This window comes from Streptomyces sp. NPDC086554 (assembly GCF_040686095.1).
Taxonomy (GTDB): domain Bacteria; phylum Actinomycetota; class Actinomycetes; order Streptomycetales; family Streptomycetaceae; genus Streptomyces.
Genome location: NZ_JBFBJK010000017.1, coordinates 202,582 through 226,501, shown reverse-complemented (window position 1 = coordinate 226,501; position 23,920 = coordinate 202,582). Strand labels below are relative to the sequence as shown.

The following is a 23,920-nucleotide window of genomic DNA, read 5'->3' as shown; positions in this document are numbered from 1 at the left end:
ACGGCGACCAGGGACGTCCCCTTCGGCGCGCCCGCGGCCGTGAAGAGCCCGGTCAGCCAGTCGTCGGTGAGGTCGGCGAGGGCCGAACGGCGCGGGGGGGCCCGCGGCGCCCCGCCGGGGGGGGGGGGGCGCCGGCGCCCCCGCGCCAGGCACCGGGGGTCGCCTGCTCCGCCATGGAGCCGGGGGTCGCCCGCTCCGCCGTGGAGCCCGGCAGGCCGCGGGTGGCTGCTGCCCGTCGGCCTGCCGGGAGTTGAGGGGCGCCGTCGCTGCCTCCGCCGCCGTGTCCGGCACGCTCACCACGCCCGCCACCGCTGCCGCCTCGTGCGAGCAGGCGGGTCAGCGCCGCCGTCGCGGCCAGCGCTGCCAGCGGTGCCACCGTGGAGCCGCCCTGTGCCTCGCGGCGTGAGACGGCGGTCACCGCGAGGGTGTGGGCGCTTAGTACGAGGGCGGAGGGCATAGCGGCACGGAGTTGGTTGCCCGCCGGGTGGCCCTTGCCTGTCGCCGCCGCGCCCAGGAGCAGGTCGAGGCCGCGTGCCGCTGCCATGGCGGCGGGGCCCGCCGGGGTGTGTTTCAGGCCCAGGTCGTAGGCCCAGACCGTGCCCGCCAAGGCACTCGCCACCGTCAGGGCGGGCCGTCCCGCACGGGAGGCGAGGGCCAGGCCGCCGGCGGTGAAAGCGGCGGCCGCGCCCAGGGCCGCAGCGGGGGCGATGCGGCCGGACGGCAGCGGGCGGTGCGGGCGTTCGACCGCGTCGTCCTCGCGGTCCGCCCAGTCGTTGAGGGCCATGCCCGCTTCGTACAGGGAGAGGGATGCGGCCATGGCGAGCAGGGTGCGGGGGTTCGGGCGCAGTCCGGTCGCCGCGGCTCCGGCGAGCGCGTCGCCGGGGACAGTGAACAGGGCCGGGACACGCAGGAGTTCGGCCCAGTCGCGAGCAGCACTCATGCGGCACCTCGCACACCATCGCGGACCGCACCAACGCCGCCACCCTGCCGACCACCACCGGTCACGCTCACACCCTCACCTCGCCGAACCTCACAGGACACGCTCACACCCCCGCCCCGCCGAACCTCACAGGACACGCTCACACCCCCGCCCCGCCGAACCTCACAGGTCGCGCCCACGCCCCCACCCCACCGACCACCACAGACCACACCCACGCCCCCACCCCGCTCAACACCAAAGGCCAAGCCCACACCTCCACCCCGCTGACCACCCCTCCGACCACCACAAACCCCCCTCACGCCCCCGCCCCCTTCAACCGCCCCGCGAAGGCAACCAGCGCCGCGTACTGCTCGCCCAAGGCCGATGAAGAGCCCGGGTCCGGGTCCTTGAAATAGAAGCCGAGGGAAGGGGAGGGGCCGGTGAGGCCAAGTTCGTGGGAGCGGGCCAGGAGGCGGGCCAGGTCCAGGATCAAGGGAGCCGCCAAGGCCGAGTCGCAGCCCTGCCAGGTGGTCTGGAGGACCATGCGCGCGCCGAGGAAACCGTCGAAGGCGATGTGGTCCCAGGCGGTCTTCCAGTCGCCGAGTGACGGGACGTCGTCGATGTGGACCTCACCCTCCGGGGCGGAGCCCAATGTGTCGGCCAGGACCCGTTCCTTGCCCGCGTTCTTTGCTGCCGCCGCGGCCGGATCGGCGAGGGCCGCGCCGTCGCCGCCGCCCAGGAGGTTCGTGCCGGACCAGGCGCGGACCGCGAGCGCGCGCTGGGCGAACATCGGGCCGAGTACCGAGCGGAGCAGGGTCTGGCCCGTCTTGCCGTCCCGGCCCGCGTAGGGGAGGCCGGACGAAGCGGCCTCCGCGGCGAGTGCCGGGTGGTGCAGGCCCGTCGACGGGGTGAAGTTCACGTACGGGCAGCCCTCGCGCAGCGACGCCGCCGCATAGAGGGAGCTGGCGGGGAGGCGTTCGACGCCCTCCGCCGGCAACGGTTCTGTCGAAGCCACGTTCACCACCACAGCCCGGGCAAGACCACGGCGACGTACGAAATCGCGGAGGTCGGCGGCGAAGGAGGCGACCAGCTCCTCGTCCGAGCGGCCGTGGCCGTGGCCGTGGCCGTCTGCATCGGTGTCACCGGGGCGCGGCCCGCCCATGCGTATCTCCGCGTCCGCCGCCGCCAGTTCGGAGCGCACCGCCGCCGGGACGCCGTGCGGCAGCACTCCCCCGGCGGCCAGCTGCTCCGCCCGCTTCGGCAGCGGGCACTCCACCGTGTCGTGGCCGCCGAAGACGAGCGACGACAACGTTGGCAGGCCGCAGTCCGCGAACGGCGGGGTCTCCGTGACCATGCCGGTGGGCGGGTGGAGACCGGCCGTCACGGCCGCACACCCCGCGACAGCCGTCGTGGCGACCGAACCTCGCGCGCCGATCAGCCACACCCCGGTCAGCCCGCCACCCGAAGAACCAGAGGAACCAGAACCAGAGGATCTAGAAGAACCAGTCGAAGACGGAAAGGGCACGGCTGCCTCCTGTCGAAGAAAAGACGGCGGGCGGAGGTCCGGCGTCCTCCGCCCGCCGCCGTCTAGCGGCCCACGCCGGAAGCGGTGCGGGCCGGCAGGTCCTTCACCCGGATGTCGCGGAAGGAGACCTGGTCATCGGCACCGTGGTTCTGGATGCCGATGTGACCGTCCTTCAGGCTCCTCGCCGGATCCTTGTTGGTGAAGTCGTTGATCTTCACTCCGTTGAGATAGACCCGAAGGCGTTCGCCCTCGACACGGAGTTCGTACGTGTTCCACTCCCCCGGCGGGTTCAGCGCCTTGTCGCGCTTCTTCAGGTCGGCGGACTTGAAGCCGTAGACGGAGCCCGTGGTCTTCTCCGGGACGTCGGTGGCGTCGATCTGGATCTCATAACCGTTGTTCACGGCCGACCAGGGGTCGTCGGAGGCCGGGAAGCCCACGAAGATCCCCGAGTTGTCGTCGCCGTCCATGCGCCAGTCCAGCTTGAGGGAGTAGGAGCCGAGCTCCTTCGCCCCGTCGTACCAGAGCATCCCCATGCCGCCGACCGTCGTGAGCGTCCCGTCGGCCTCGTTCAACTCGAAGGACCCCGGGCCCGCCTGCTTCCAGCCGTCCAGCGATGCCGCCGTCCCGTCGAAGATCGGCGTGTAGCCCTTCTCCGCACGGCAGTCGGCCTGGGCGGCGCCCGTCGCCCAGCGGATCCCGCCGAGCAGATGCGTGCGATATGCGGGGTCGGCGAAGGACTCCTTGGTGTGGCCGCCGCCCGTGTAGAAGGAGCGGCCACCCTGGTAGTCCTGGCACCAGGCAATGGGATGGTCGCCCGACATCGTGCCGCCGGTGTACGACGACTCGTCGAGCGAGGCGAGGACGCGGGCCCGGTCCCGTGGATTCGAGCGGTAGTTGTACCACTCGTCGGTGCGGTCCCAGATCCCCGGCAGATGCTCGGTGGACGGGTGCGCGTGGTCCTCGACCTCGACCTTCGCGGGCTGGATCGCGGGATGCGACTGGAAGTAGGCGCCCGCGAGGCCTCCGTAGAAGGGCCAGTCGTACTCGGTGTCGGCGGCGGCGTGCACGCCCACGTACCCGCCGCCCTTCTTGATGTAGCCCTCGAACGCCGTCTGCTGCTCGGCGTTGAGCACGTCGCCGGTCGTGGAGAGCCAGATCACGGCGTCGTACTGCGCGAGATTCGAGGCCGTGAAGGCTCCGGCGTCCTCGGTCGCGTCGACGGTGAAGCCGTTCGCCGCGCCGAGGTCCTTGACGGCCGCGATGCCGTCGGGGATGGAGTCGTGCCGGAACCCGGCGGTCTTGGAGAACACCAGGACCTTTTCGCCCTCCGCCTGCGAGGGCTCCGGCTTCGACGCCGCAGGCCCCGACACACAGCCGATGAGCAAGGCGGCCGCGGCCGTAGCAGTGGCTATCCGTGCGGATGCGCGCATGTGATGCCCCTTCCTCAGCTCGTGGTGAAGGTGAAGTCGTCGACGTCGTACAGGGCTCCGGTGCCCTCGCCCTTGAAGACCAGGAAGAGCGTGGTCGTCTTGGTGGGCGCTCCGGCGATCGCGGTGCTCACGTCGGTGTACGTCTCCCACCCGCCGGTCGGCGCGACCTTCGTGCTGCCCAGGAGCTTGCCGGTGGCCGAGCCGCTGCGGACCTCCAGCGTGCCGCCGCTTCCGCCCGAAGCGACGCGCGCGGTCAGCTTGGTGGCGTTGCCCAGGATGTACGGCTTGAAGGCGATCCAGTCGCCGTTGTTGATGTCACCGACCGTCTTGCCGCCGTGCGCCGGGGTGTGGTTGACCACGGACACGCCCTTGGAGTCGTTGTAGTGCTCGCCCTGGCGGTGCTTGGGCTGGACGACGTTCTGGTCGTGCGTGGTCAGCGCGGGCTGGCCGCCTGCGCCCTTGTCGGTGTACTCGGCGTCGAAGACCCCGAAGATGTTGGCGTTCGGGTCGTGCTCGCCGTCCGCCGAGGTCTGCAGGGTGCCCTCGCAGCCGTTGGCCGATGTCACCGGGTGGCCGTGGCTGTCATGGCCGAGGATGTGGGTGACCTTGACCTTCGTGCAGTCGATCGGGCCGTCTTCCTTGTCGGTCACCTTCACCTTGAAGGGCACCTTGTCGCCGAAGGTGAACAGCTGCCCGTCACCCGGGAGTTCCAGGGTCACCTTGGGCGCGGTGTTGCCGACGGTGAGGTGCGCGCTGGCCGAACCGGTGCGCCCCGTCGAGTCCTTGACGGTCACGGTCGCGGTGTAGACGCCGTTCTTCTTGTACGTGTACGAGGGGTTCTGCTGGGTCGACTTGCCGCCGTCGCCGAAGTCCCAGGCGTAGGTCAGCGTGCCGCCGTCGGCGTCCGTGGCCTTCGCGGTGAACTTGGTCTTGAGCGGGGCCTGGCCGCTGGTCACGGATGAGCTCGCCTCGACGACCGGGGAGTGGCCCTCGGTGGCGTTCTCGATGCGGAAGAGGCCGGAGTTCTCGTCGCCGCCGAACCAGGCGGTGCCGTAGTCGAGGACGTACAGCGCGCCGTCGGGGCCGAACTCCATGTCCATCACCTGGGTGCCCGTCCACGGGAACGGGTTGATCTTCGAGACGGTGCCGTCGGCGCCCTGCTCGATGCGCTTGATCCAGCGCCGTCCGAACTCACCGGCGAAGAAGTCGCCGTCGTACGCCTCCGGGAACTTCACCGGGGAGGTGTTCGCCGCGTCATAACGGTAGACGGGGCCGCCCATCGGGGACTCGGAGCCCGTCCCGAACTCGGGGACGGATCCGCCGTCGTACGGAATCCACGCTTCCTGCGCGGCCGGCAGATCGGTCAGGCCGGTGTTGTGCACGGAAGTGTTCTTCGGTGCGGCGCAGTCGAAGGCGGCGCCGGAGGTCTGCGTCGCGAAGTCGTAGTCGATGTACGCGTCGTTCTTGCCGGTGCAGTACGGCCAGCCGAAGTTGCCCGGCTCGGTCACGCGGGCGAACTCGACCTGTCCCGCAGGGCCGCGCTTGGGGTCGGCCGCGCCCGCGTCGGGGCCGTAGTCGCCGACGTAGACCGTGCCGGTGGGCTTGTCGACGCTCATCCGGAAGGGGTTGCGGAAGCCCATCGCGTAGATCTCGGGGCGGGTCTTCTCGGTGCCCGGCGCGAAGAGGTTGCCGTCCGGGACGGTGTACGTGCCGTCGTCGGCGACCTTGATGCGCAGGATCTTGCCGCGCAGGTCGTTGCTGTTGCCGGCGCTGCGGCGGGCGTCGAAGGCGGGGTTGCGGTCCGCGCGCTCGTCGATGGGCGTGAAGCCGTCCGATGCGAAGGGGTTGGAGTCGTCGCCCGTCGAGAGGTAGAGGTTGCCGTCCTTGTCGAAGTCGATGTCGCCGCCGACGTGGCAGCAGATGCCGCGGCTCGCTGGGACGTCGAGGACCTTCTTCTCGCTGGCGTTGTCGAGGGTGCCGTCGGCCTTCAGGACGAAGCGGGAGAGGCGGTTGACGCCGTCGAACTTCTTGAAGTCATCGGCCGTACCGGTCTCCGGGGCGTCGCCTGCCGGAGTGTCCAGCGGGGGCGCGTAGTAGAGGTAGATCGCGCGGTTCTCGCTGAACTTCGGGTCGAGGGCGACGCCTTGGAGGCCTTCCTCGTCGTGCGTGTAGACCGGGATCTTGCCCGCGATCTTGGTGTTGCCCGCCGCGTCGGTGAGGCGCAGCGTGCCGTCGCGCGATGTGTGCAGGACCGAGCGGTCGGGGAGCACGGAGAGCGTCATCGGCTCACCCGTCTCCGGCTCGCCCTTGGCGAGCGTCACTTGCTGGAAGTCTTCGGCGACGGGGGCCGCGGCTGCCTTGTCGGCCTGCGCGCGGGCGGCGCGCAGCGCCTCGGGGTCGGCGGCGTTCGCGCTGGGGGCGGTGAGGCTGAGGGTGGCGCCGGCCAAAACGGTGCCGGTGAAGAGCGCGAGGGTCTTGCGGAGTCTCAGGCGTTTCCTGTGCACGGGTTCCTCCGGAAGGGGGACGGTCGTACGCGGGTGGTGGTGACTTGGCGCCGGGCGCCGGGGTGCGCCGTCACCCCGGAAGGTTCATGTCCTGTACACATCAGGGACGGTAGCGAGCTTTGTCTGTGGCCGAAAGCCCTTGTGCATTACCGGACTTCAGCTTTTTCCTTGGGCAGGACAAAGTCTGGGCCCCGAAGGGGCGCGGGGAACTGCGCGACCAGCCACAGTGCACCCGCAGCCGAAAGCCGAACTCGCTCCGGGGGTCATCAGTTGCCGCCGAACGCCGCGTCGAAGGACGCGGTAGGCGGCTCGAAGTCATACGCCTTCAGGCGGCTCAGCGCCTCGGGAGCCCCCTGGAGCCGGTCCATGCCCGCGTCCTCCCACTCCACCGAGATCGGGCCCTCGTAGCGGATCGAGCGCAGCATGCGGAACACGTCCTCCCAGGGGACGTCACCGTGGCCCGCGGACACGAAGTCCCAGCCGCGGCGCGGATCGCCCCACGGGAGGTGGGAGCCGAGGCGGCCGTTGCGGCCGTCGAGGCGGCGCCGCGCCTCCTTGCAGTCGACGTGGTAGATGCGGTCCCGGAAGTCGTAGAGGAAGCCGACCGGGTCCAGGTCCTGCCAGACGAAATGCGAGGGGTCGAAGTTCAGGCCGAAGGCGACGCGGTGGTCAACTGCCTCCAGGGCACGGTGTGTTGTCCAGTAGTCATAGGCGATCTCGGAGGGGTGCACCTCGTGGGCGAAGCGCACGCCCTGTACGTCGAAGACGTCGAGGATCGGGTTCCAGCGCTCGGCGAAGTCGTCGTAACCCCGCTCGATCATCGACTCGGGCGCCGGCGGGAACATCGCCACCAGATGCCAGATCGATGAGCCCGTGAAGCCGATCACCGTGCCGACGCCGAACGCCGCCGCCGCGCGCGCCGTGTCCTCGATCTCGCGGGCGGCCCGCCGCCGCACGCCCTCCGCGTCGCCGTCGCCCCAGATCCGCGCGGGCAGGATCGCCTGGTGCCGCTCGTCGATGATCGCGTCGCAGACCGCCTGGCCGACCAGGTGGTTGGAGATGGCCCAGCACTTGAGGCCGTACTTGTCCAGGAGCTGGCGGCGGGAGTCCAGATAGGAGGTGTCGTTCAGGGCCTTGTCGACCTCGAAGTGGTCGCCCCAACAGGCGAGTTCGAGCCCGTCGTAGCCGAAGTCGCGGGCGAGCCCGCAGACCTCTTCGAGCGGCAGGTCGGCCCACTGGCCGGTGAACAGGGTGAACGGACGTGGCATGACGGCCTCCTCAAACCTGGACGGGGGTGTGCGGGACGGGGGTGTGCTGGATCGGGGTGAAGACGGAGTTCTTGGCCGCGCTCTCCTCCACGGCGGCGAGGACCCGCTGGACGCCGAGTCCGTCGGCGAAGGACGGTTCGGCGACGCCGCCTTCGACGATGGCGTGCACCAGATCGCGCGCCTGGTGCACGAAGGTGTGCTCGTAGCCGAGTCCGTGGCCGGGCGGCCACCAGGCCTCCAGATACGGGTGTCCCGGCTCGGTCACCAGGATGCGGCGGAAGCCGGAGGAGGTGGCGGGCTCCGTGTGGTCATGGAAGGAGAGCTCGTTCAGGCGCTCGAGGTCGAAGGCCAAAGACCCTTCGGAGCCGTTGAGTTCGAGCCGCAGCGCGTTCTTGCGGCCCGCCGCGAAACGGGTTGCCTCGAAGGCGGCGAGCGCGCCGGACGGGAACCGCCCCGTGAAGACGGCCGCGTCGTCCACCGTCACCGTGCCCCGCCGGGCGCCGCCCTCGGCGGTGAGCCCGCTGGACGCACCCTCCAGAAGCGGCCGCTCCCGTACGAACGTCTCGGTGAGCGCGGAGACCCCCGTCACCGGCTCCCCCGCCAGATACTGCGCGAGGTCCACGATGTGCGCCCCCAGGTCACCGAGCGCGCCCGAACCCGCACGGTCCTTGCGCAGCCGCCAGGTGAGCGGGAACTCCGTGTTCACGAGCCAGTCCTGAAGGTACGTCAGACGCACGTGCCGCAGCGTTCCGAGCCGCCCATCCGCGACCATCTGCCGGGCGAGCGCGAGCGCGGGCACCCGGCGGTAGTTGAAGCCGACCATGGCCACCTGGCCCCGCGCGCGGGCCCGTTCGGCGGCCTCGGCCATCGCCTCGGCCTCCTCGACGGTATTGGCGAGCGGCTTCTCGCACAGCACGTGCTTGCCCGCGTCGAGCGCCGCGATCGCGATCTCCGCGTGGCTGTCGCCGGGGGTGCAGATGTCGACGACGTCGACGTCGTCACGGGCCACGAGTGCGCGCCAGTCGGTCTCCGCCGCCGCCCAGCCGAGCCGGTCGGCGGCGGCGCGCACGGCGCCGCCGTCACGCCCGCAGACCGCCGAGAGGACCGGCCGCAGCGGGAGATCGAAGACGCGCCCGACGGTGCGCCAGCCCTGGGAGTGGGCGGCGCCCATGAAGGCGTATCCGACCATGCCCACACCCAGCGGCCGCTTCCCCGTCCCTGCCTCGTGTTCCGTGTCACGCATGCGGTACTCCTCCTCGTCGGTGCCCGGTGGGGGTGCGGACGCGCGCATCACTTGAAGCCGGTGGACATGTACTGGCCGACGTTGTCCTTGTCGACCACCGCCGAGTACAGGGTGATGAAGGCCGGGATCTCGAACTCGGCCATGCCGCTGACGCCCTTGCCCTGGCCGAGCGCGCGGGCGAGGTCGATCGCCGACGCCGCCATCGTCGGCGGGTAGAGGACGGTGGCCTTGAGCACGCTGTCGTCGGACTCGATGGCCTGGAAGGCGGAGAGCGCGCCCGCGCCGCCGACCATCAGGAAGTCGTCGCGGCCCGCCTGCTTGATGGCGCGCAGGGCGCCCACGCCCTGGTCGTCGTCGTGGTTCCACAGGGCGTCGAAGTTCTTCTGTGCCTGCAGGAGTTGGGACATCTTCTGCTGTCCCGACTCGACGGTGAACTCGGCGGCCTGCCGGGCGACCTTCTCGATGTTGGGGTAGTTCTTGAGGGCGTCGTCGAAGCCCTTGGTGCGCTGCTTGGTGAGCTCCAGGTTGTCGAGTCCCGCGAGCTCGATGACCGTGGCGCCCTTCTTGTCCTTGAGCTTCTCGCCGATGTAGTGCCCGGCGCTCAGACCCATGCCGTAGTTGTCGCCGCCGATCCAGCAGCGGTAGGCCTGCGGGGATGCGAAGACCCGGTCGAGGTTGACGACGGGGATGCCCGCCTTCATCGCCTTCAGGCCGACCTGGGTGAGGGCCTTGCCGTCGGCCGGCAGGATCACCAGGACGTCGACCTTCTTGTTGATCAGCGTCTCGACCTGGCCGATCTGGGCGGCGGTGTCGTTGGAGCCCTCGGTGGACTCCAGCGTCACGTCCGAGTACTTCTTGGCCCGCTCCTTGGCGTTGTCGTTGATCGCGTTGAGCCAGCCGTGGTCGGCCTGCGGGCCCGCGAAGCCGATGGTGACCTTCTTGCCGGGCTTGTCGTCGGCGACCGGCTGGTCCTTGTCGTCCGACCCCTCATCCTTGGGCTCGTTGCTGGTGCACCCCGTGATCAGGGCCCCGGTGGACAGGGCCGCGGCTCCGAAGAGCAGTCCTCTGCGGCTCGTGATTTCTGGCATGGCAATCAGCCCTTCGGGTCAGGGAGTTGAGGCCGTACGTCGCTGGACAAGGACCGCGGCGACGATGATCGCCCCCTTGGCGATCTGCTGGACGTCGCTCTGGAGGTTGTTCAACGCGAAGATGTTCTGGATGGTCATGAAGATCAGGACGCCGAGCACGGAGCCGGTGATGGTGCCCCGTCCGCCGCTCAGCAGGGTGCCGCCGATGATCGCGGCGGCGATGGCGTCGAGCTCGTAGAGGTTGCCGTTGGTGTTCTGGCCCGACCCGGAGAGGACGATCAGCAGGAAGGCCGCGATCCCGCAGCAGAGGCCGGAGAGCAGGTAGAGATAGAGGCGCTGCCTGCGTACGTCGATGCCGGCGAGGCGCGCGGCTTCCGCGTTTCCGCCGACCGCGACCGAGCGCCGCCCGAAGGTCGTGCGGTTCAGGAGCAGCCAGCCGACGACGGTGACGGCCGCGAAGACGAGCACAAGCGGCGGTATGCCGAGGATGTAGGAGTCGCGCTCGCCGAGCTTCAACACCCCGTCCACGGTGACCATTTGGGTCTTGCCGTCGGTGATCTGCAGGGCAAGGCCCCGGCCCGACGCCAGCATCGCGAGCGTTGCGATGAACGGCACCATCCCGCCGTACGCGATGAGCATTCCGTTGACGAGGCCGCAGGCCAGGCCGACGATCACCGCGGTGAAGAGAATGCCCGCGAAGCCGTACTCCTGGGTGGCCACCGTCGTCGCCCACACGGAGGCGAGCGCGACGATCGCGCCGACCGACAGGTCGATGCCGCCGGAGATGATCACGAAGGTCATGCCGACCGTGACGACACCGATGACGGACGCCTGGGTGAGGATCAGCTGGACGTTGTCCGTGTCCAGGAACGAGTCGGGCTGGGTGATGCCGCCGATCAGGACCAGGACGGCGAGCACACCGAGCAGGGACAGCGTCCGCACGTCGACACGTGCGGCGAGTGTCCGCAACGGGCTTTCGCCGTCCGCCGGTTCACTCTTCGATGCGGCGGGCCGTGGCGGCGATGCGGGCTGCGTCATGACGCCGGGCTCCCTTCGAGTACGAGGTCGAGTACGCGGTGTTCGTCGAGATCGCGGGCGGGCGCCGTATGGACGACGCGGCCCTCGCGGAGGACCAGGACACGGTCGGCGAGGCCGAGGACTTCGGGTACTTCGCTGGAGACGAGCAGGACGGCGAGGCCGTCGTCGGCGAGGCGGCGGATCACGGCGTACAGCTCGGCGCGGGCGCCGATGTCCACGCCGCGGGTCGGCTCGTCGAGCAGCAGGACGCGGCAGCCGCGGAGCAGCCAGCGGGCCAGGACGGCCTTCTGCTGGTTGCCGCCGGAGAGGGTGCGCACGGGGGCGCCGGGGTTGTCGGGGCGCAGCGACAGCTCGCGGGTCGCGTTCTGCGCTGCCCTCTTCTCAGCACCCCGGTCGAGCCAACCACCCCGCGAGAAGCGGGACATGGAGGAGACCGACACATTGTTGGTGACGGACTCGAGCATCAGCAGGGCCTGCGCCTTGCGCTCCTCGGGGGCGAGCCCGAGCCCCGCACGGACGGCGGCTCGCACGCTTCCGGGCTTCAACGCCCGGCCGCCCACGATGACATGACCGGCGGTCGGCTTGCGGGCGCCGTAGATGGTCTCCAGGATCTCGGAGCGCCCGGAGCCGACGAGTCCGGCGAGGCCGACGATCTCGCCGGGGCGCAGTTCGAGGTCGACGGGTTCGAACTCGCCCTCGCGGGCGAGCCCACGCACCGTCAACACGGCGTCGGTGGCGGGTGGTTCGGTGGGCCGGTCCGGGAAGACGTACTCGACGTTGCGGCCTGTCATCAGCGCGACGACCTCGCGGGTCGGGGTCTCCTTCGCGGGGAGTCCGCCCGCCACCGCGCGGCCGTCCTTGAGGACGGTGACACGGTCGCCGATGCGGCGGATCTCTTCGAGGCGGTGGGAGATGTAGACGACGGCGACGCCGTCCGCCGTGAGATCGCCGACGATGCGGAAGAGGTTGTCGACCTCGTCCGGGTCGAGGGCGGCCGAGGGCTCGTCCATGACGATGAGGCGTACTTCGTGGGAGAGCGCGCGGGCCATGGACACGATCTGCTGCTGGGCGGCGGAGAGGTCGCCGACGAGCGTGCCCGGGTCGATCTCGCCATGTCCAAGTCGCTTGAGCAGCACGGCAGTTGATGTCTTCGCCGCGCGCCCCTTCACGACGAAGCCGGCCGCGGTCGGCTCATGCCCGAGGTGGACGTTCTCCGCGACGGACAGGCCCTCCACCAGGTCGAGTTCCTGGTAGATGGTGGCGATGCCGAGGCGCATGGCGGCGATGGGCGACTTGAGCGTGGTGCGCTTGCCGCGCCAGGTGATCTCACCGTCGTCGGGCTGGTGGGCCCCGGCGAGGACCTTGATGAGGGTGGACTTCCCGGCGCCGTTCTGACCGAGGAGGCAGTGCACTTCGCCGGCCTGGACCTGGAGGTCGACGCCGTCGAGGGCGCGGACGCCGGGGAACGACTTGGTGATGCCGGACATGGTGAGCAGCGGTGGTTCTGGTGCCATGACGGTTCCCTTGGGCGAATGGGCCGGTTTCAGGGCAGGGCGGGGCTCGTGCGGGGCTGAGCCTGTTTCGGAGCAGGCTGAGCCCGTTTCGGAGCAGGGCGAAGCAGCGCGCTGTACTGGGTGAGGTGTGGTGCGGGTCGTACGTATGGGCCGTACGTATGGGCCGTACGCATGGGTCGTACGCATGGGTCGTACGCATGGGTCGTACTGGTCGTACGTGCCGGTCAGGCCGGTGAGAACAGGTGGTCGCTGATGAGCCGGGCGCCGCCGATGACTCCGGCGGTCGGCCCCAACTCGCCCAGGACGATGGGGAGATTGCCGGTCGCCAGGGGCAGCGACTGGCGGTAGACCTGGGTGCGGATGGCGGCGAGCAGCGTATGACCGAGACCGGTCACACCGCCGCCGATCACCACGAGACCCGGGTTGAAGAAGCTGACGAGACCCGCGATGACCTGGCCGGTGCGGTTGCCGCCGTCGCGGATGAGGTCGAGCGCGGTGGCGTCACCGGCCGCGGCCGCCGCTGCGACGTCGACCGCGCTGAGCTTCCCCGCCGCTTCCAGGCGCGTCGCGAGCTCTGGGGAGAGCCCCTGACCGACGGCGTCCTCGGCGTCACGGGCGAGCGCCGCGCCGCTGAAGTACGCCTCCAGGCAGCCCCTGTTGCCACAGGCGCAGGGGCGTCCTTCCGGTTCGACCTGGATGTGGCCGATGTCGCCGGCACTGCCCGTCGTACCGCGGTAGACCTCACCGCCGACGACGATGCCGCAGCCGATACCGGTGCCGATCTTGACGCAGAGGAAATCGCCCACGGAGCGTGCGACGCCCGCGTGCTGTTCCCCCATCGCCATCAGGTTCACGTCGTTGTCGACCATGACCGGGCAGCCCAGATCCTGGCTGATGGCCTCCCGCACGGGGAAGCCGTCCCACCCCGGCATGATCGGCGGGGCGACCGGGACGCCCTCGGGGAAGCGGACGGGTCCCGGGACGCCGATACCGGCGCCGTCGAACCCTTCCGCGAGCCCGGAGGCCTTCAACTTGGCGGCCATGGCGAGGACTTGCTCGAAGACCGCGACGGGGCCTTCGCGCACGTCCATGGGCTGGTTGATGTGGCCGAGCACCTCCAGCTCGGCATTGGTCACCGCGACGTCGACCGAGGTCGCGCCGATGTCCACGCCGAGGAAGCGGAGGGCGGGGGCCAGGCGGATGTTGTGGGAGCGGCGGCCGCCGCGCGAGGCGGCGAGTCCGTCGGCGACCACGAGTCCGGTCTCCAGGAGCCGGTCCACCTCGACGGCCAGCTTCGACCGCGAGAGGTCGACCTGATCGCCCAGCTGCGCACGGGAGTTGGGCCCTCCGTCACGCAACAGCCGCAGCAGACGCGCCTGATGCGCATTGGCGGGTCGAGCCGTCATACGTCTCACGCGCCCCTCCCCGCCTCTCGGGCAACTCACGTCATCACGCCCGGCTTTCGTTCTTCTCGCCGGGCTTTCGAGGGGAACGTAGCAGCGCCTGCCGGGAGTGGGAAGAAGTTGCGCGCGAATTACCCACGACTTTCTCCAGTCACAGGACAAAGAGAGACGCGGCAAGCGACTGTACGGCTCGCGGCGCGGTCAGCCCGTGGCGTGCAGGGCGCGCCGGGCGGCGGCCCGGAAGTGGTCGAGGACGTCCGGGTCCGCGTCGAGGGTGTAGTCGGCGGGGAGGCCGACCAGGGTCTGGGCGATGCGCGTGAGGGAGTCGTCGGACACGTCGACGAGACACCTGGTCTCGTCGACGGGGCGGATGCGGGTGGCCAGGCCCCGGGTGTGGGCGCGCACATGGTCGGCCGGGGCGTGGACGGTGGCGACGGCGCGGTGGCGGGTGGGGGCGGCCGACAGCCGGTCGGCGACGAAGGCCGCGGGGTCGTCGCCGGGCAGCTCGCGGGCGGGAACGCGTCGGCCGGTGAGTGTGGGTCCTGTGATGCGGTCGAGGCGGAAGACGCGCCAGTCGTTCTTCGCGGTGTCGTGCGCGAGGAGATACCAGAGGGGGCCGGAGGCGACCAGGTGCTGCGGCTCGACCCGGCGCGGCCTTGTCGCGCCCGTACGGGTGGTGTAGTCGAAGGTGAGGACCTCGTGGTCGCGGCAGGCCACAGCGAGGGCGGCGAGGAGAGCGGGGTCGGCGCGCGGCCCGCGGTCCTCCCAGGCGATGCCGGCGACCGCCCCCTGGAGGGCGGTGACCTGGCCGCGCAGCCGACGGGGCAGCACCAGCTCCAGCTTGGCCAGGGCCCGCAGCGCCGTCTCCTCGATGCCGGTCAGGCCACCGGCGGCGGTGCGCAGGGCGACGGCGATGGCAACTGCCTCGTCGTCGTCGAGGAGCAGCGGGGGCAGGTCGGTGCCGGGGGCGAGGCGGTAGCCACCCGCGTGGCCGCGGGCGCTGTCGACGGGGTAGCCCAGGTCGCGGAGCCGGTCGATGTCGCGGCGGACGGTACGGACGGTCACCGCGAGCCGGTCGGCCAGGTCGGAGCCCGACCACTCCCGGCGGGTCTGCAGCAGGGAGAGCAGGCGCAGCATCCGGGCCGTCATGTCGCTGGTCATGATCTCCACTATGGCCGGGTCAGAGGACACCCCCTGTCCTGAAATGGTCCTACGGTGGATCTGTCCAACCAGAGCAAACCAGGAGGTACCCCATGAAAATCACCGTTCTCGGCACGGGCGGCGGCGCCCGCGCGCACACGGCCAAGCTCGTCGAACTCGGGCACGAGGTGTTCGTCGGCACCCGCGACCCCGAGGCCACCCTCGCCCGCACCGAGCCCGACATGATGGGCAACGTGCCCTACCGCCAGTGGCTCGCCGACCACCCCGGCATCACCCTGCTGTCCTTCGGCGACGCGGCGGGCGCGGCCGACGGCCTGGTCATCAGCGGCATCGACGGCCACAACGCCGTCGCAGCGCTGACCGCCATCGCGGACCGCCTCGACGGCAAGACGCTCATCGACTACGCCGTCCCGTTCGTCTACCAGCACGAGAGCGAGCACCCCTGGCCCACGCCGTGGGGCGTCATGCCCAAGCTCGACCCGTGCGACACCGACAGCCTCGGCGAGCAGATCCAGCGCGCGCTGCCCGCAACCAAGGTCGTCAAGAGCTTCGTCACCCAGGAACAGACCACCGTCGTCGCCCCGGGGTCCGTCGGCCAGGGCGACCACACCATGTTCGTCGCCGGTGACCACGCCGACGCCAAGCAGCAGACCACCGGGCTGCTCAAGGAGTACGGCTGGAGCGACATCCTGGACCTCGGCCCCCTGGTGTGCTCCCGCGGCATGGAGATGTACGCCCATATGCACTCCGCCATCGGCTTCGGCCTCGGCCAGCAGTTCGGCGGCCACTTCGGCATCAAGGTCGTGCGCTGACATGACGGGCACGAGCAGCACTTCGGCACCCGCCCTGGACGGGAAGATCCTCTGCCATGCGATGTGGGCCCGCGACGGCCGCGAGCTTGCCGACTTCTACGCCGCCGCGCTGGGCACGGAAGTGACCCGGGCCTACCCCGGCCCGCAGGGCGAACCCTCCGCCTTCGCGTTCGACGTCGGCCCCTCGATGTACCTCTTCTACTCCTCCGAGAACTTCAGCGCCCCGAAGTGGCCCGAGGAGGACCTGCCCTTCCACATGGACCTGACGTTCACCGACGTACGCGCCGCGGAGGAGCGGCTGCTGGGGATGGGCGCCACGAAACCCGACCACCAGCCGGGCGGAACGTACTGGACGATCCTGCTCGACCCCTCCGGGCAGCCGTTCTGCATCCACCAGACCCACTGACCGCGGCCGCGATGACCCACCTGCCCCGCATCACCGCGGACCAGCGACGCGCCCGCCTGGTCCGGCGGCACCTGCTCACGACCGCCGCCCGCGTGGAGGGCGCGCACGAGGTGGCCGACGCCCTCATCGGCCTGCACGCCACCGACCCGGCGACCGTCTTCCTCGCCGCGGCCGCACGTATGCGCGCCCCCACGCCCGACGCCATCGACCAGTCCCTCTACGAGGGGCCGGCCGGCGTACCCGTCCTTGAGCGCATACGGTGCATGCGCCGCACGATGTTCGTCGTCCCCGCCCGCCTCGCGCCCGCCGTGCTCTCCGCGACCGCGCAGAACACGGACCGCCTGCGCACCGAGGGCATGGCCAAGCTGAACCAGGCCCTCGGCTGGGACGAGCGGTACTACGCCGCCGTGCGGCGGGACACGCTCGCCGCCCTTGCGGATCGCGGTGCGGCGACGGCCGCGCAGCTGGCCGCCGATGTGCCCGCCCTGCGCGAGCAACTGGTCGTCTTCCCCGGCAAGTCCTACGAGTCCCGGCAGCGCGCCGGCTCGACGGTCCTCGGTGTCCTCGCGGCCGAAGGGCACATCCGCCGGGCCAGACCGACCGGTTCCTGGACCTCGGCACAGTTCCGCTGGACGCCCGCCCGGCCGCTGCCCGCCGTACCCGTCGCCGAGGCGAGAGCCACCCTGGCGCGCCACTACCTCGCGGCCTACGGTCCCGCGACGGCCGACGACGTGAAGTGGTGGACCGGCTGGAACCTCACCGACACCCGCAAGGCCATCGCCGCCACGGGCGCGCAGGCCGTCGAACTCGACGAAGGCACGGGGTACCTCTTGCCCGAAGACCTGGAGGACTTGGAGGAGTTGGAGGACCTGGATGGCCCCGGCCCCGTCGCGCGCCACGCATCCGGCGCGGTCCTGCTGCCCGGCCTCGACCCCACCCCGATGGGCTGGCGCCACCGCGACTGGTATCTCGAACCCGCCCACACCGCCGCGCTGTTCGACCGCAACGGCAACATCGGCCCCACCGTCTGGTGGGACGGCCGCATCATCGGCGCCTGGGCCCAGCACTCCGACGGACACATCAACCACCACCTGCTCACGGATGCGCCCGCCGCCGCCCGCGCGGCCGTGGACGAGGAGATCGGCCGCCTGACCGAGTTCCTCTCGACCACCCCCGTCACGCCCGCCTACCGAACTCCCCTCGAACGCCGACTCGCCAGCGCCGCACCTGACTAGCCGTCGTTGCGCTGGTGGTACGTCTGCCTTGTGTGCTCCGTGTGCGCACGCATGATGTCCGTGGCGCGGCGCTCGTCGCGCTCCGCGATCGCCGCGATCAGCTGGCGGTGCTCGATCCAGGACTGCTTGCCGCGCTGGCGGGCCACCGGTGTGTAGTACCAGCGCACCCGGCGGTCCACCTGCCCGGCGAGTTCGGCGAGGACGACATTGCCCGCGAGCTCCATGACCTTGGCGTGAAAGGCCGCGTTGGTGGTCACCACCAGGTCCACGTCGCCGTCCGCGACGGCCTGTTCGCCCTTGGCGCACAGCTCTTCGAGCGCGGTGATCCCGGCGGTGCCCGTGTTCGCGGCGGCGAGCCTGGCGGCCTCCGCCTCCAGGAGCGTACGGACCGTGAGCAGTTGGTCCGCCTCCTCCTCGGTGGGCTCGTGCACGAACGCGCCCTGCGCGGGGCGCAGATCGACCCAGCCCTCGGTGTTGAGCCGCTGCAACGCCTCGCGCACCGGCTGCCTCGACACCCCCAGATGCCCCGCCAGTTCGCTCTCCACGAGGTGCTGCCCCGGCTGGAGCGCGCGCGTCGTGATGAGTTCAAGCAGTGCTTCGTAGACCCGCTCCCGGAGCGGACCGGGACGTTCGAGCCTGGGCACCGCCCCCTGCGGCAGTCCTGTGGACAACATCGCGGTCCCCTCCTCGACAATTGCCTTTTGTCTACAGTCTACTGAGCACAATGGCCAGCACCAGGGGGAGTTGAGCCGGTCACACCCGAACTACGGGCAGCGGACGACCTGTCCCGCGTACGACAGGTTCCCGCCGAAGCCGAAGAGCAGCACCGGGTCCCCGTGGACGATCTCGCCGCGCTCCACGAGCTTGGACAGGGCGAGCGGAATGCTGCCCGCCGAGGTGTTGCCCGAGTTCACGACGTCGCGCGCGACGACCGCGTTGACCGCGCCGATCCGCTCGGCGAGCGGCTCAATGATCCGCAGGTTGGCCTGGTGCAGCACGACAGCAGCGAGGTCCTCCGGGGTGAGGCCGGCCCGCTCGCAGGCCTTGCGGGCGAGCGGCGGCAGCTGGGTCGTCGCCCAGCGGTAGACGCTCTGGCCCTCCTGCGCGAACCGAGGCGGCGTGCCCTCGATCCGTACCGCGTTGCCCATCTCCGGCACCGAGCCCCACAGCACGGGACCGATGCCGGGCTCATCGCCAGGGCCGCACGCCTCGACGACGGCCGCGCCCGCGCCGTCCCCGACCAGGACGCACGCGGTGCGGTCCGTCCAGTCGGCCACCTCGGACATCTTGTCCGCGCCGATCACCAGGGCACGGGTGGCGGCCCCGGCCCGTACGGCGTGGTCGGCGGTGGCGAGCGCATGCGTGAAGCCCGCACAGACCACGTTCACGTCCATGGCGGCCGGGGAGGGGATGCCGAGGCGGGCGGCGACGCGGGCCGCCATGTTCGGCGAGCGGTCGATCGCGGTGGAGGTGGCGACCAGGACGAGGTCGATGGCGTCGGGCGCGAGGCCCGCGGCGGCGACGGCCTTGGCCCCGGCGTGCGCGGCGAGCTCGTCGACCGGCTCATCGGGTCCCGCGATGTGGCGGGTGCGGATGCCCACGCGGGAGCGGATCCACTCGTCGCTGGTGTCGACCATGCCCGCCAGATCCTCGTTGGTGAGGATCTTGGCGGGCTGGTAGTGGCCGACGGCGGCGATGCGTGAGCCGTGCATGAACGGGTCCCCCTTGTTGCCGGAGATGCGGGACCGTCCAGTCTGCTCAGCGACTCACCAGTAACGGGGCACGTGAAGCAACAGGAATCGGGCGTGGGCTTTGGATGCTTCTCATCATCGCGTCACCCGGTGAAGAGCTGGGTGGCCTTGTGTGCGAGTTCGTACAGACCGTAGCCGAGCGGCAGCACCACCCACAGCCAGGCGGCGGCGACAAGGCCACGGCGGCGCGGCGGACTACTGGGCGGCGGGCTGGTCGGCGCCGTCATGGGTGGCCTCCCTCGGGGCGGGAATGTGGTGGCGGGAGTGGACGGGGCGGACGCATTCGTTCGCCACGAAGCCCACGATCAGCAGGCCGATCATGATCGTGAGGGACATGCCGTAGAGCCCGGAGCCGTGCTTGCCGGCCTCATCCTGGCGGTCGGCGACCCAGTTGACGATCAACGGCCCGAGGACACCGGCCGTGGACCAGGCGGTGAGCAGCCTGCCGTGGATCGCGCCGACCTGGTACGTCCCGAAGAGGTCCTTCAGGTACGCGGGGATCGTCGCGAAGCCGCCTCCGTAGAAGGAGAGGATCACCAGCGCGCAGCCGATGAACAGCGGCTTCGACGCGTCTCCGAACTGGGCGATCAGCAGATACATCAGCGCGCCCACGCCCAGGTAGACGCGGTAGACGTTCTTGCGGCCGATCAGGTCGGACGCCGATGACCAGCCCATGCGCCCGGCCATGTTGGCGGCCGAGAGCAGGGCGACGAAGCCCGCGGCGGCGGAGACCGAGACCGGTGTCCCGGTGTCGGAGAAGAAGTCGATGATCATCGGCGCGGCCTTCTCCAGGATGCCGATGCCCGCGGTCACGTTCATGCAGAGCACGATCCACAGGCACCAGAACTGGGGAGTCCGCACGGCGGCCCGCGCGGAGACCTGCGGCCCGTCGAGCGTGCCGGGGGTGCCCGGCGCCCGCGCCCCTTCCGTACGCGGCACCCGCACCAGGAGCACGCCGAGCGACATGAAGACGGCGTACGTCAGACCGTGCACCAGGAAGGCGAGCGCGATGCCCGACGAGTCCGAGCCGAAGGACTCCAGCATCTGGGCCGACCAGGGCGAGGCGATCAGCGCGCCGCCGCCGAAGCCCATGATCGCGATGCCGGTCGCCATTCCGGGGCGATCCGGGAACCACTTGATCAGTGTCGACACGGGCGAGATGTAGCCGATGCCGAGGCCGATCCCGCCGACGAAGCCGTACCCGAAGACGATCAGCCAGTACTGGCTGATCGCCGCACCGAGCGCGGCGACCAGGAAGCCGGACGAGAAACAGGTGAGGGCGACCGCCATCGCCCAGCGCGGTCCGTTGCGCTCGACAAGGGTGCCGCCGAAGGCCGCCGAGAGGCCGAGCATCACGATGCCGAGCTGGAAGGGCAGCGCGCTCTGGGTGCCGCTGAGGTGGAGGGCGGATTCCAGTGGGGGCTTGAAGACACTCCAGGCGTAGGCCTGGCCGATGGAGAGGTGCACGGAGAGGGCGGCGGGCGGCACTAGCCAGCGGCTCCATCCCGGGGGTGCGACGGGGGGCCTCATGATCCCGAACAGTAGGAATCAGGCGGGCAGTTGGGAAGAGGACATGCACTATTCCGTCGACGGTATGCAATGTGCCGCGCAACCCCTTGCTGGCCCAACTTCCATACTGTAGACAATATTCCATCGACAGTTCATGAGCTCAGTCTTCTTCGGATCCCTCAACCGAACGGAGCGCGCCACCGTGAAAGTCGCAGTCCTCGGCGCCGGTGCGATCGGCGCCTACGTCGGAGCCGCGCTGCACCGCGCCGGTGCCGACGTCCATCTCGTCGCCCGTGGACCGCATTTGGCGGCCATGAGGCAGCACGGAGTACGTATCCACAGCCCGCGCGGCGACTTCACCGCACGGGCCCACGCCACCGACGACCCGGCCGAGATCGGCCCCGTCGACTTCGTCTTCCTGGGCCTGAAGGCCAACTCGTACGCGGCGTGCGGGCCGCTGATCGAGCCGCTGCTGCACAAAGGCACCGCGGTCGTCGCGGCGCAGAACGGCATCCCCTGGTGGTACTTCCACCGGCACGGCGGCCCGCACGACGGCCACCGCGTCGAGAGCGTGGACCCCGACGGCGCGGTCAGTGCGGTGATCGCGCCCGAGCGGGCCATCGGGTGTGTGGTGTACGCGGCAACGGAGCTGGAGGGCCCGGGAGTTGTCCGGCACCTGGAAGGCACCCGGTTCTCCATCGGGGAGCCGGACCGCTCGCGCTCACAGCGCTGTCTCGCCTTCGGCGAGGCCATGCAGGCGGGCGGCCTGAAGTGTCCCGTCGAGCCCGAACTGCGCCTCGACATCTGGATCAAGCTGCTCGGCAACATCTCCTTCAACCCGATCAGCGCGCTAGCCCGCGCCACGATGCGGGAGATGTGCCTGCACGGCGGCACCCGCCGCGTCATCGAGATCATGATGAACGAGACGCTCGCCGTCGCCGCCGCCCTCGGCTGCCGCCCCGACATCTCCGTCGAGCGGCGCCTGGCCGGCGCCGAACGCGTCGGCGACCACCGCACCTCCACCCTCCAGGACCTGGAGCGCGGCAAACCGCTCGAACTCGACGTGCTGCTCGCGGCCGTCGTGGAACTCGCCGAGATCACCGGGGTTCCGGTGCCGACGCTCCGCACCGTCCACGCCATCTCGGACCTGCTGGCCGACCGCATGAGGAGCGCGGCATGAGCAAGAAACGGGACCGGGTGCCCAAGACGTACACCCGGCTCACCCATCCCCTCGTACGCGACGCACGCGACGCGCCCTTCCGGCGGGCCACCTGGGAGGAGGCCCTGACCCGGGTGGCGGCAGGACTCCAGGAGGCCCGCGGCGCGTTCGGGATGTTCTCCTGCGCCCGTGCCACGAACGAAATGAACTACGTGGCACAGAAGTTCGCCCGCGTGGTCATGGGCACGAACAACGTCGACTCCTGCAACCGCACCTGCCACGCGCCGAGCGTCGCGGGCCTGTCGGCCGCCTTCGGCTCGGGCGGCGGCACCTCTTCTTATGAAGAGGTCGAACACACGGATCTGATCGTGATGTGGGGCTCCAACGCGCGCTTCGCCCACCCGATCTTCTTCCAGCACGTCCTGAAGGGGATCAGGAACGGCGCCCGCATGTACGCGGTCGACCCGCGCCGCACCAAGACCGCCGAGTGGGCGGAGAGCTGGCTCGGTCTGAACGTCGGCACGGACATCCCGATGGCGCACGCCATCGGCCGCGAGATCATCCACGCGGGCCTGGCCAACCGGGCGTTCATCGACCGGGCCACGTCCGACTACGAGGAGTACGCGGCCCTGGTCGAGCCATGGACGCTCTCCCTCGCCGAGAAGGTGACAGGCGTACCGGCCGCCGCCATCAGGGAGTTGGCGCACGCCTACGCGCGGGCCGAGCGGGCGCAGCTGTGCTGGACGCTCGGCATCACCGAGCACCACAACGGCACGGACAACGTGCGCGCCCTGATCAATCTCTCCCTGCTGACCGGGCACGTGGGCCGCTACGGCTCGGGCCTGCAGCCCCTGCGCGGCCAGAACAACGTCCAGGGCGGCGGCGACATGGGCGCGATCCCGAATCGCCTGCCGGGCTTCCAGGACATCCTCGACCCGGACACACGCCTGAAGTTCGAGACGGCGTGGGACACGGCCATCCAGCCGCGCTACGGCCTGAATCTGACGGAGATGTTCGAGGCGATGGAGGAGGGGTCGCTGAAGGCCGTCTACTGCATCGGGGAGAACCCGGCGCAGTCGGAGGCGGACAGCGAGCAGGCGATGCGACGCCTCCGTGCCCTGGACTTCCTCGTCGTACAGGACATCTTCCTTACGAAGACGGCCGAGTTGGCGGACGTCGTGCTGCCCGCGACGGCCGCCTGGGCGGAGACCGACGGCACGACGACCAACAGCGAGCGGCGTGTCCAGCGGGTCCGCAAGGCCGTGCGGCCGCCCGGTGAGGCGCGCGAGGACATCGACATCATCTGCGAGCTCGCCGGGCTGCTCGGCCACGACTGGAAGTACGCGGACGCGCGGGCCGTCTGGGACGAACTGCGGTCGGTGTCGCCGGACCACTACGGCATGACGTACGAACGTCTGGAGTCCCTGCAGGGCATCCAGTGGCCGTGCCCTTCGGAGGAACGGATCGAACCTTCCTACCTGCACGGCCGGTTGTGGGAGCCCGCCCCCGAACGTCGCGGCACGCCCGCACCGTTCGGCCTCGTCGCACACGACCCGCCGGTCGACCTGACGGACGAGGCGTTCCCGATCCGGCTGACGACCGGGCGGCGGCTCGACTCCTACAACACCGGTGTGCAGAGCGGGAGTTTCGCCTCACCGCTGCGGCGCGGCGAGTACGTCGAGCTGTGCCCGGAGGACGCGGAGCGGTACGGGGTCGTGGTCGGCGAGGAGGTGCGGATCTCCTCGCGGCGCGGGGTCGTCGTGGCGCCCGTGTGGGTGGACCCCGGTCTCCGCCCCGGTCTCGCCTTCATGACCATGCACTTTCCCGACGAGGTCGACACCAACCAGCTCACGATCGAGGCGAACTGCCCGATCGCGGGCACGGCGGAGTTCAAGGCGTCGGCGATACGGATCGACAAGCTGACCGCGTCGCCGGTCGCCAGTGAGGTGGGGTGA

General features: G+C 70.5%; 20 protein-coding genes. 5 read left to right on the top strand and 15 right to left on the bottom strand.

Features of this window, described 5'->3' with window-relative positions; genetic code table 11:
* Positions 1-52: 52 nt before the first annotated feature.
* The 11 genes from AB0O76_RS27350 to AB0O76_RS27300 form a co-directional block, all read right to left on the bottom strand.
* Positions 53-940 carry an SCO3242 family prenyltransferase gene (locus tag AB0O76_RS27350; RefSeq protein WP_365496325.1) on the bottom strand — a complete coding sequence of 296 codons (888 nt, stop codon included), beginning with the start codon at positions 938-940 and terminating at the stop codon, positions 53-55.
* A gap of 295 nt (positions 941-1,235) precedes the next feature.
* A complete protein-coding gene (locus AB0O76_RS27345) occupies positions 1,236-2,372 on the bottom strand; it encodes an inositol-3-phosphate synthase (RefSeq protein WP_365496358.1) in 1,137 nt (378 codons plus the stop codon).
* Positions 2,373-2,506: 134 nt separating this feature from the next.
* Positions 2,507-3,874, bottom strand: a complete 1,368-nt coding sequence (locus AB0O76_RS27340; RefSeq protein ID WP_365496323.1) for a ThuA domain-containing protein — start codon at positions 3,872-3,874, stop codon at positions 2,507-2,509.
* Between the two features lie 14 nt (positions 3,875-3,888).
* Positions 3,889-6,378: a PQQ-dependent sugar dehydrogenase gene (locus AB0O76_RS27335; protein WP_365496321.1), complete on the bottom strand. Its 2,490-nt coding sequence runs from the start codon at positions 6,376-6,378 to the stop codon at positions 3,889-3,891.
* 266 nt (positions 6,379-6,644) lie between these two features.
* Complete coding sequence (locus AB0O76_RS27330; protein ID WP_365496319.1) at positions 6,645-7,646, bottom strand: sugar phosphate isomerase/epimerase family protein; 1,002 nt, start codon at positions 7,644-7,646, stop codon at positions 6,645-6,647.
* Between the two features lie 10 nt (positions 7,647-7,656).
* Positions 7,657-8,889 carry a Gfo/Idh/MocA family oxidoreductase gene (locus AB0O76_RS27325; RefSeq protein ID WP_365496317.1) on the bottom strand — a complete coding sequence of 411 codons (1,233 nt, stop codon included), beginning with the start codon at positions 8,887-8,889 and terminating at the stop codon, positions 7,657-7,659.
* Between the two features lie 47 nt (positions 8,890-8,936).
* The gene (locus AB0O76_RS27320; RefSeq protein ID WP_365496315.1) at positions 8,937-9,977 is read right to left on the bottom strand and encodes a substrate-binding domain-containing protein; all 1,041 of its coding nucleotides are present in this window, start codon (positions 9,975-9,977) and stop codon (positions 8,937-8,939) included.
* An 18-nt stretch (positions 9,978-9,995) separates the two neighbouring features.
* Complete coding sequence (locus tag AB0O76_RS27315) at positions 9,996-11,015, bottom strand: ABC transporter permease (protein ID WP_365496313.1); 1,020 nt, start codon at positions 11,013-11,015, stop codon at positions 9,996-9,998.
* Entirely contained in the window at positions 11,012-12,529 is a 1,518-nt protein-coding gene (locus AB0O76_RS27310) for a sugar ABC transporter ATP-binding protein (protein WP_365496311.1), read from the bottom strand. The genes AB0O76_RS27315 and AB0O76_RS27310 overlap by 4 nt, the downstream gene beginning before the upstream one ends.
* A gap of 224 nt (positions 12,530-12,753) precedes the next feature.
* A complete protein-coding gene (locus tag AB0O76_RS27305; protein WP_365496356.1) occupies positions 12,754-13,935 on the bottom strand; it encodes an ROK family transcriptional regulator in 1,182 nt (393 codons plus the stop codon).
* Between the two features lie 198 nt (positions 13,936-14,133).
* Positions 14,134-15,093 (bottom strand): WYL domain-containing protein, encoded by a 960-nt coding sequence (locus AB0O76_RS27300; RefSeq protein ID WP_365496309.1) that lies wholly within the window; start codon positions 15,091-15,093, stop codon positions 14,134-14,136.
* A 92-nt stretch (positions 15,094-15,185) separates the two neighbouring features.
* On the opposite strand from AB0O76_RS27300, the gene AB0O76_RS27295 reads away from it, so the two are divergent.
* The 3 genes from AB0O76_RS27295 to AB0O76_RS27285 are packed head-to-tail and all read left to right on the top strand — an operon-like array spanning position 15,186 to position 17,546.
* A complete protein-coding gene (locus AB0O76_RS27295; RefSeq protein ID WP_365496307.1) occupies positions 15,186-15,905 on the top strand; it encodes an NAD(P)-binding domain-containing protein in 720 nt (239 codons plus the stop codon).
* A 1-nt stretch (position 15,906) separates the two neighbouring features.
* Positions 15,907-16,311: a VOC family protein gene (locus AB0O76_RS27290; RefSeq protein WP_365496305.1), complete on the top strand. Its 405-nt coding sequence runs from the start codon at positions 15,907-15,909 to the stop codon at positions 16,309-16,311.
* An 11-nt stretch (positions 16,312-16,322) separates the two neighbouring features.
* Positions 16,323-17,546, top strand: a complete 1,224-nt coding sequence (locus AB0O76_RS27285; protein WP_365496303.1) for a winged helix DNA-binding domain-containing protein — start codon at positions 16,323-16,325, stop codon at positions 17,544-17,546.
* On the opposite strand, the gene AB0O76_RS27280 is transcribed toward AB0O76_RS27285, so the two are convergent.
* The 4 genes from AB0O76_RS27280 to AB0O76_RS27265 all read right to left on the bottom strand — a co-directional run bounded on the left by AB0O76_RS27280 (position 17,543) and on the right by AB0O76_RS27265 (position 20,827).
* The gene (locus AB0O76_RS27280; RefSeq protein WP_365496301.1) at positions 17,543-18,220 is read right to left on the bottom strand and encodes a GntR family transcriptional regulator; all 678 of its coding nucleotides are present in this window, start codon (positions 18,218-18,220) and stop codon (positions 17,543-17,545) included. The genes AB0O76_RS27285 and AB0O76_RS27280 overlap by 4 nt on opposite strands.
* Before the next feature lie 90 nt (positions 18,221-18,310).
* Positions 18,311-19,258, bottom strand: a complete 948-nt coding sequence (locus tag AB0O76_RS27275) for a beta-ketoacyl-ACP synthase III (protein ID WP_365496299.1) — start codon at positions 19,256-19,258, stop codon at positions 18,311-18,313.
* A 122-nt stretch (positions 19,259-19,380) separates the two neighbouring features.
* Positions 19,381-19,524, bottom strand: a complete 144-nt coding sequence (locus AB0O76_RS27270) for a hypothetical protein (RefSeq protein WP_365496297.1) — start codon at positions 19,522-19,524, stop codon at positions 19,381-19,383.
* Complete coding sequence (locus AB0O76_RS27265; protein WP_365496295.1) at positions 19,493-20,827, bottom strand: OFA family MFS transporter; 1,335 nt, start codon at positions 20,825-20,827, stop codon at positions 19,493-19,495. The genes AB0O76_RS27270 and AB0O76_RS27265 overlap by 32 nt, the downstream gene beginning before the upstream one ends.
* Before the next feature lie 181 nt (positions 20,828-21,008).
* Here AB0O76_RS27265 and AB0O76_RS27260 point away from each other — a divergent pair, with 181 nt between their 5' ends.
* Together AB0O76_RS27260 and AB0O76_RS27255 are read left to right on the top strand one after the other, a co-directional pair.
* A complete protein-coding gene (locus AB0O76_RS27260; protein WP_365496293.1) occupies positions 21,009-21,986 on the top strand; it encodes a 2-dehydropantoate 2-reductase in 978 nt (325 codons plus the stop codon).
* On the top strand, positions 21,983-23,920 hold the full coding sequence (locus AB0O76_RS27255; RefSeq protein WP_365496291.1) for a molybdopterin-dependent oxidoreductase: 1,938 nt from the start codon (positions 21,983-21,985) through the stop codon (positions 23,918-23,920). The genes AB0O76_RS27260 and AB0O76_RS27255 overlap by 4 nt, the downstream gene beginning before the upstream one ends.

What these genes read in the sequence shown, in the direction of transcription:
- AB0O76_RS27310 (WP_365496311.1), bottom strand. Translation starts at nt 12,529, where the DNA reads ATGGCACCAGAACCACCGCTGCTCACCATGTCCGGCATCACCAAGTCG.
- AB0O76_RS27350 (WP_365496325.1), bottom strand. Translation starts at nt 940, where the DNA reads ATGAGTGCTGCTCGCGACTGGGCCGAACTCCTGCGTGTCCCGGCCCTG.
- AB0O76_RS27305 (WP_365496356.1), bottom strand. Translation starts at nt 13,935, where the DNA reads ATGACGGCTCGACCCGCCAATGCGCATCAGGCGCGTCTGCTGCGGCTG.
- AB0O76_RS27340 (WP_365496323.1), bottom strand. Translation starts at nt 3,874, where the DNA reads ATGCGCGCATCCGCACGGATAGCCACTGCTACGGCCGCGGCCGCCTTG.
- AB0O76_RS27320 (WP_365496315.1), bottom strand. Translation starts at nt 9,977, where the DNA reads ATGCCAGAAATCACGAGCCGCAGAGGACTGCTCTTCGGAGCCGCGGCC.
- AB0O76_RS27270 (WP_365496297.1), bottom strand. Translation starts at nt 19,524, where the DNA reads ATGACGGCGCCGACCAGCCCGCCGCCCAGTAGTCCGCCGCGCCGCCGT.
- AB0O76_RS27325 (WP_365496317.1), bottom strand. Translation starts at nt 8,889, where the DNA reads ATGCGTGACACGGAACACGAGGCAGGGACGGGGAAGCGGCCGCTGGGT.
- AB0O76_RS27285 (WP_365496303.1), top strand. Translation starts at nt 16,323, where the DNA reads ATGACCCACCTGCCCCGCATCACCGCGGACCAGCGACGCGCCCGCCTG.
- AB0O76_RS27300 (WP_365496309.1), bottom strand. Translation starts at nt 15,093, where the DNA reads ATGACCAGCGACATGACGGCCCGGATGCTGCGCCTGCTCTCCCTGCTG.
- AB0O76_RS27255 (WP_365496291.1), top strand. Translation starts at nt 21,983, where the DNA reads ATGAGCAAGAAACGGGACCGGGTGCCCAAGACGTACACCCGGCTCACC.
- AB0O76_RS27290 (WP_365496305.1), top strand. Translation starts at nt 15,907, where the DNA reads ATGACGGGCACGAGCAGCACTTCGGCACCCGCCCTGGACGGGAAGATC.
- AB0O76_RS27330 (WP_365496319.1), bottom strand. Translation starts at nt 7,646, where the DNA reads ATGCCACGTCCGTTCACCCTGTTCACCGGCCAGTGGGCCGACCTGCCG.
- AB0O76_RS27265 (WP_365496295.1), bottom strand. Translation starts at nt 20,827, where the DNA reads ATGAGGCCCCCCGTCGCACCCCCGGGATGGAGCCGCTGGCTAGTGCCG.
- AB0O76_RS27280 (WP_365496301.1), bottom strand. Translation starts at nt 18,220, where the DNA reads ATGTTGTCCACAGGACTGCCGCAGGGGGCGGTGCCCAGGCTCGAACGT.
- AB0O76_RS27295 (WP_365496307.1), top strand. Translation starts at nt 15,186, where the DNA reads ATGAAAATCACCGTTCTCGGCACGGGCGGCGGCGCCCGCGCGCACACG.
- AB0O76_RS27315 (WP_365496313.1), bottom strand. Translation starts at nt 11,015, where the DNA reads ATGACGCAGCCCGCATCGCCGCCACGGCCCGCCGCATCGAAGAGTGAA.
- AB0O76_RS27275 (WP_365496299.1), bottom strand. Translation starts at nt 19,258, where the DNA reads ATGCACGGCTCACGCATCGCCGCCGTCGGCCACTACCAGCCCGCCAAG.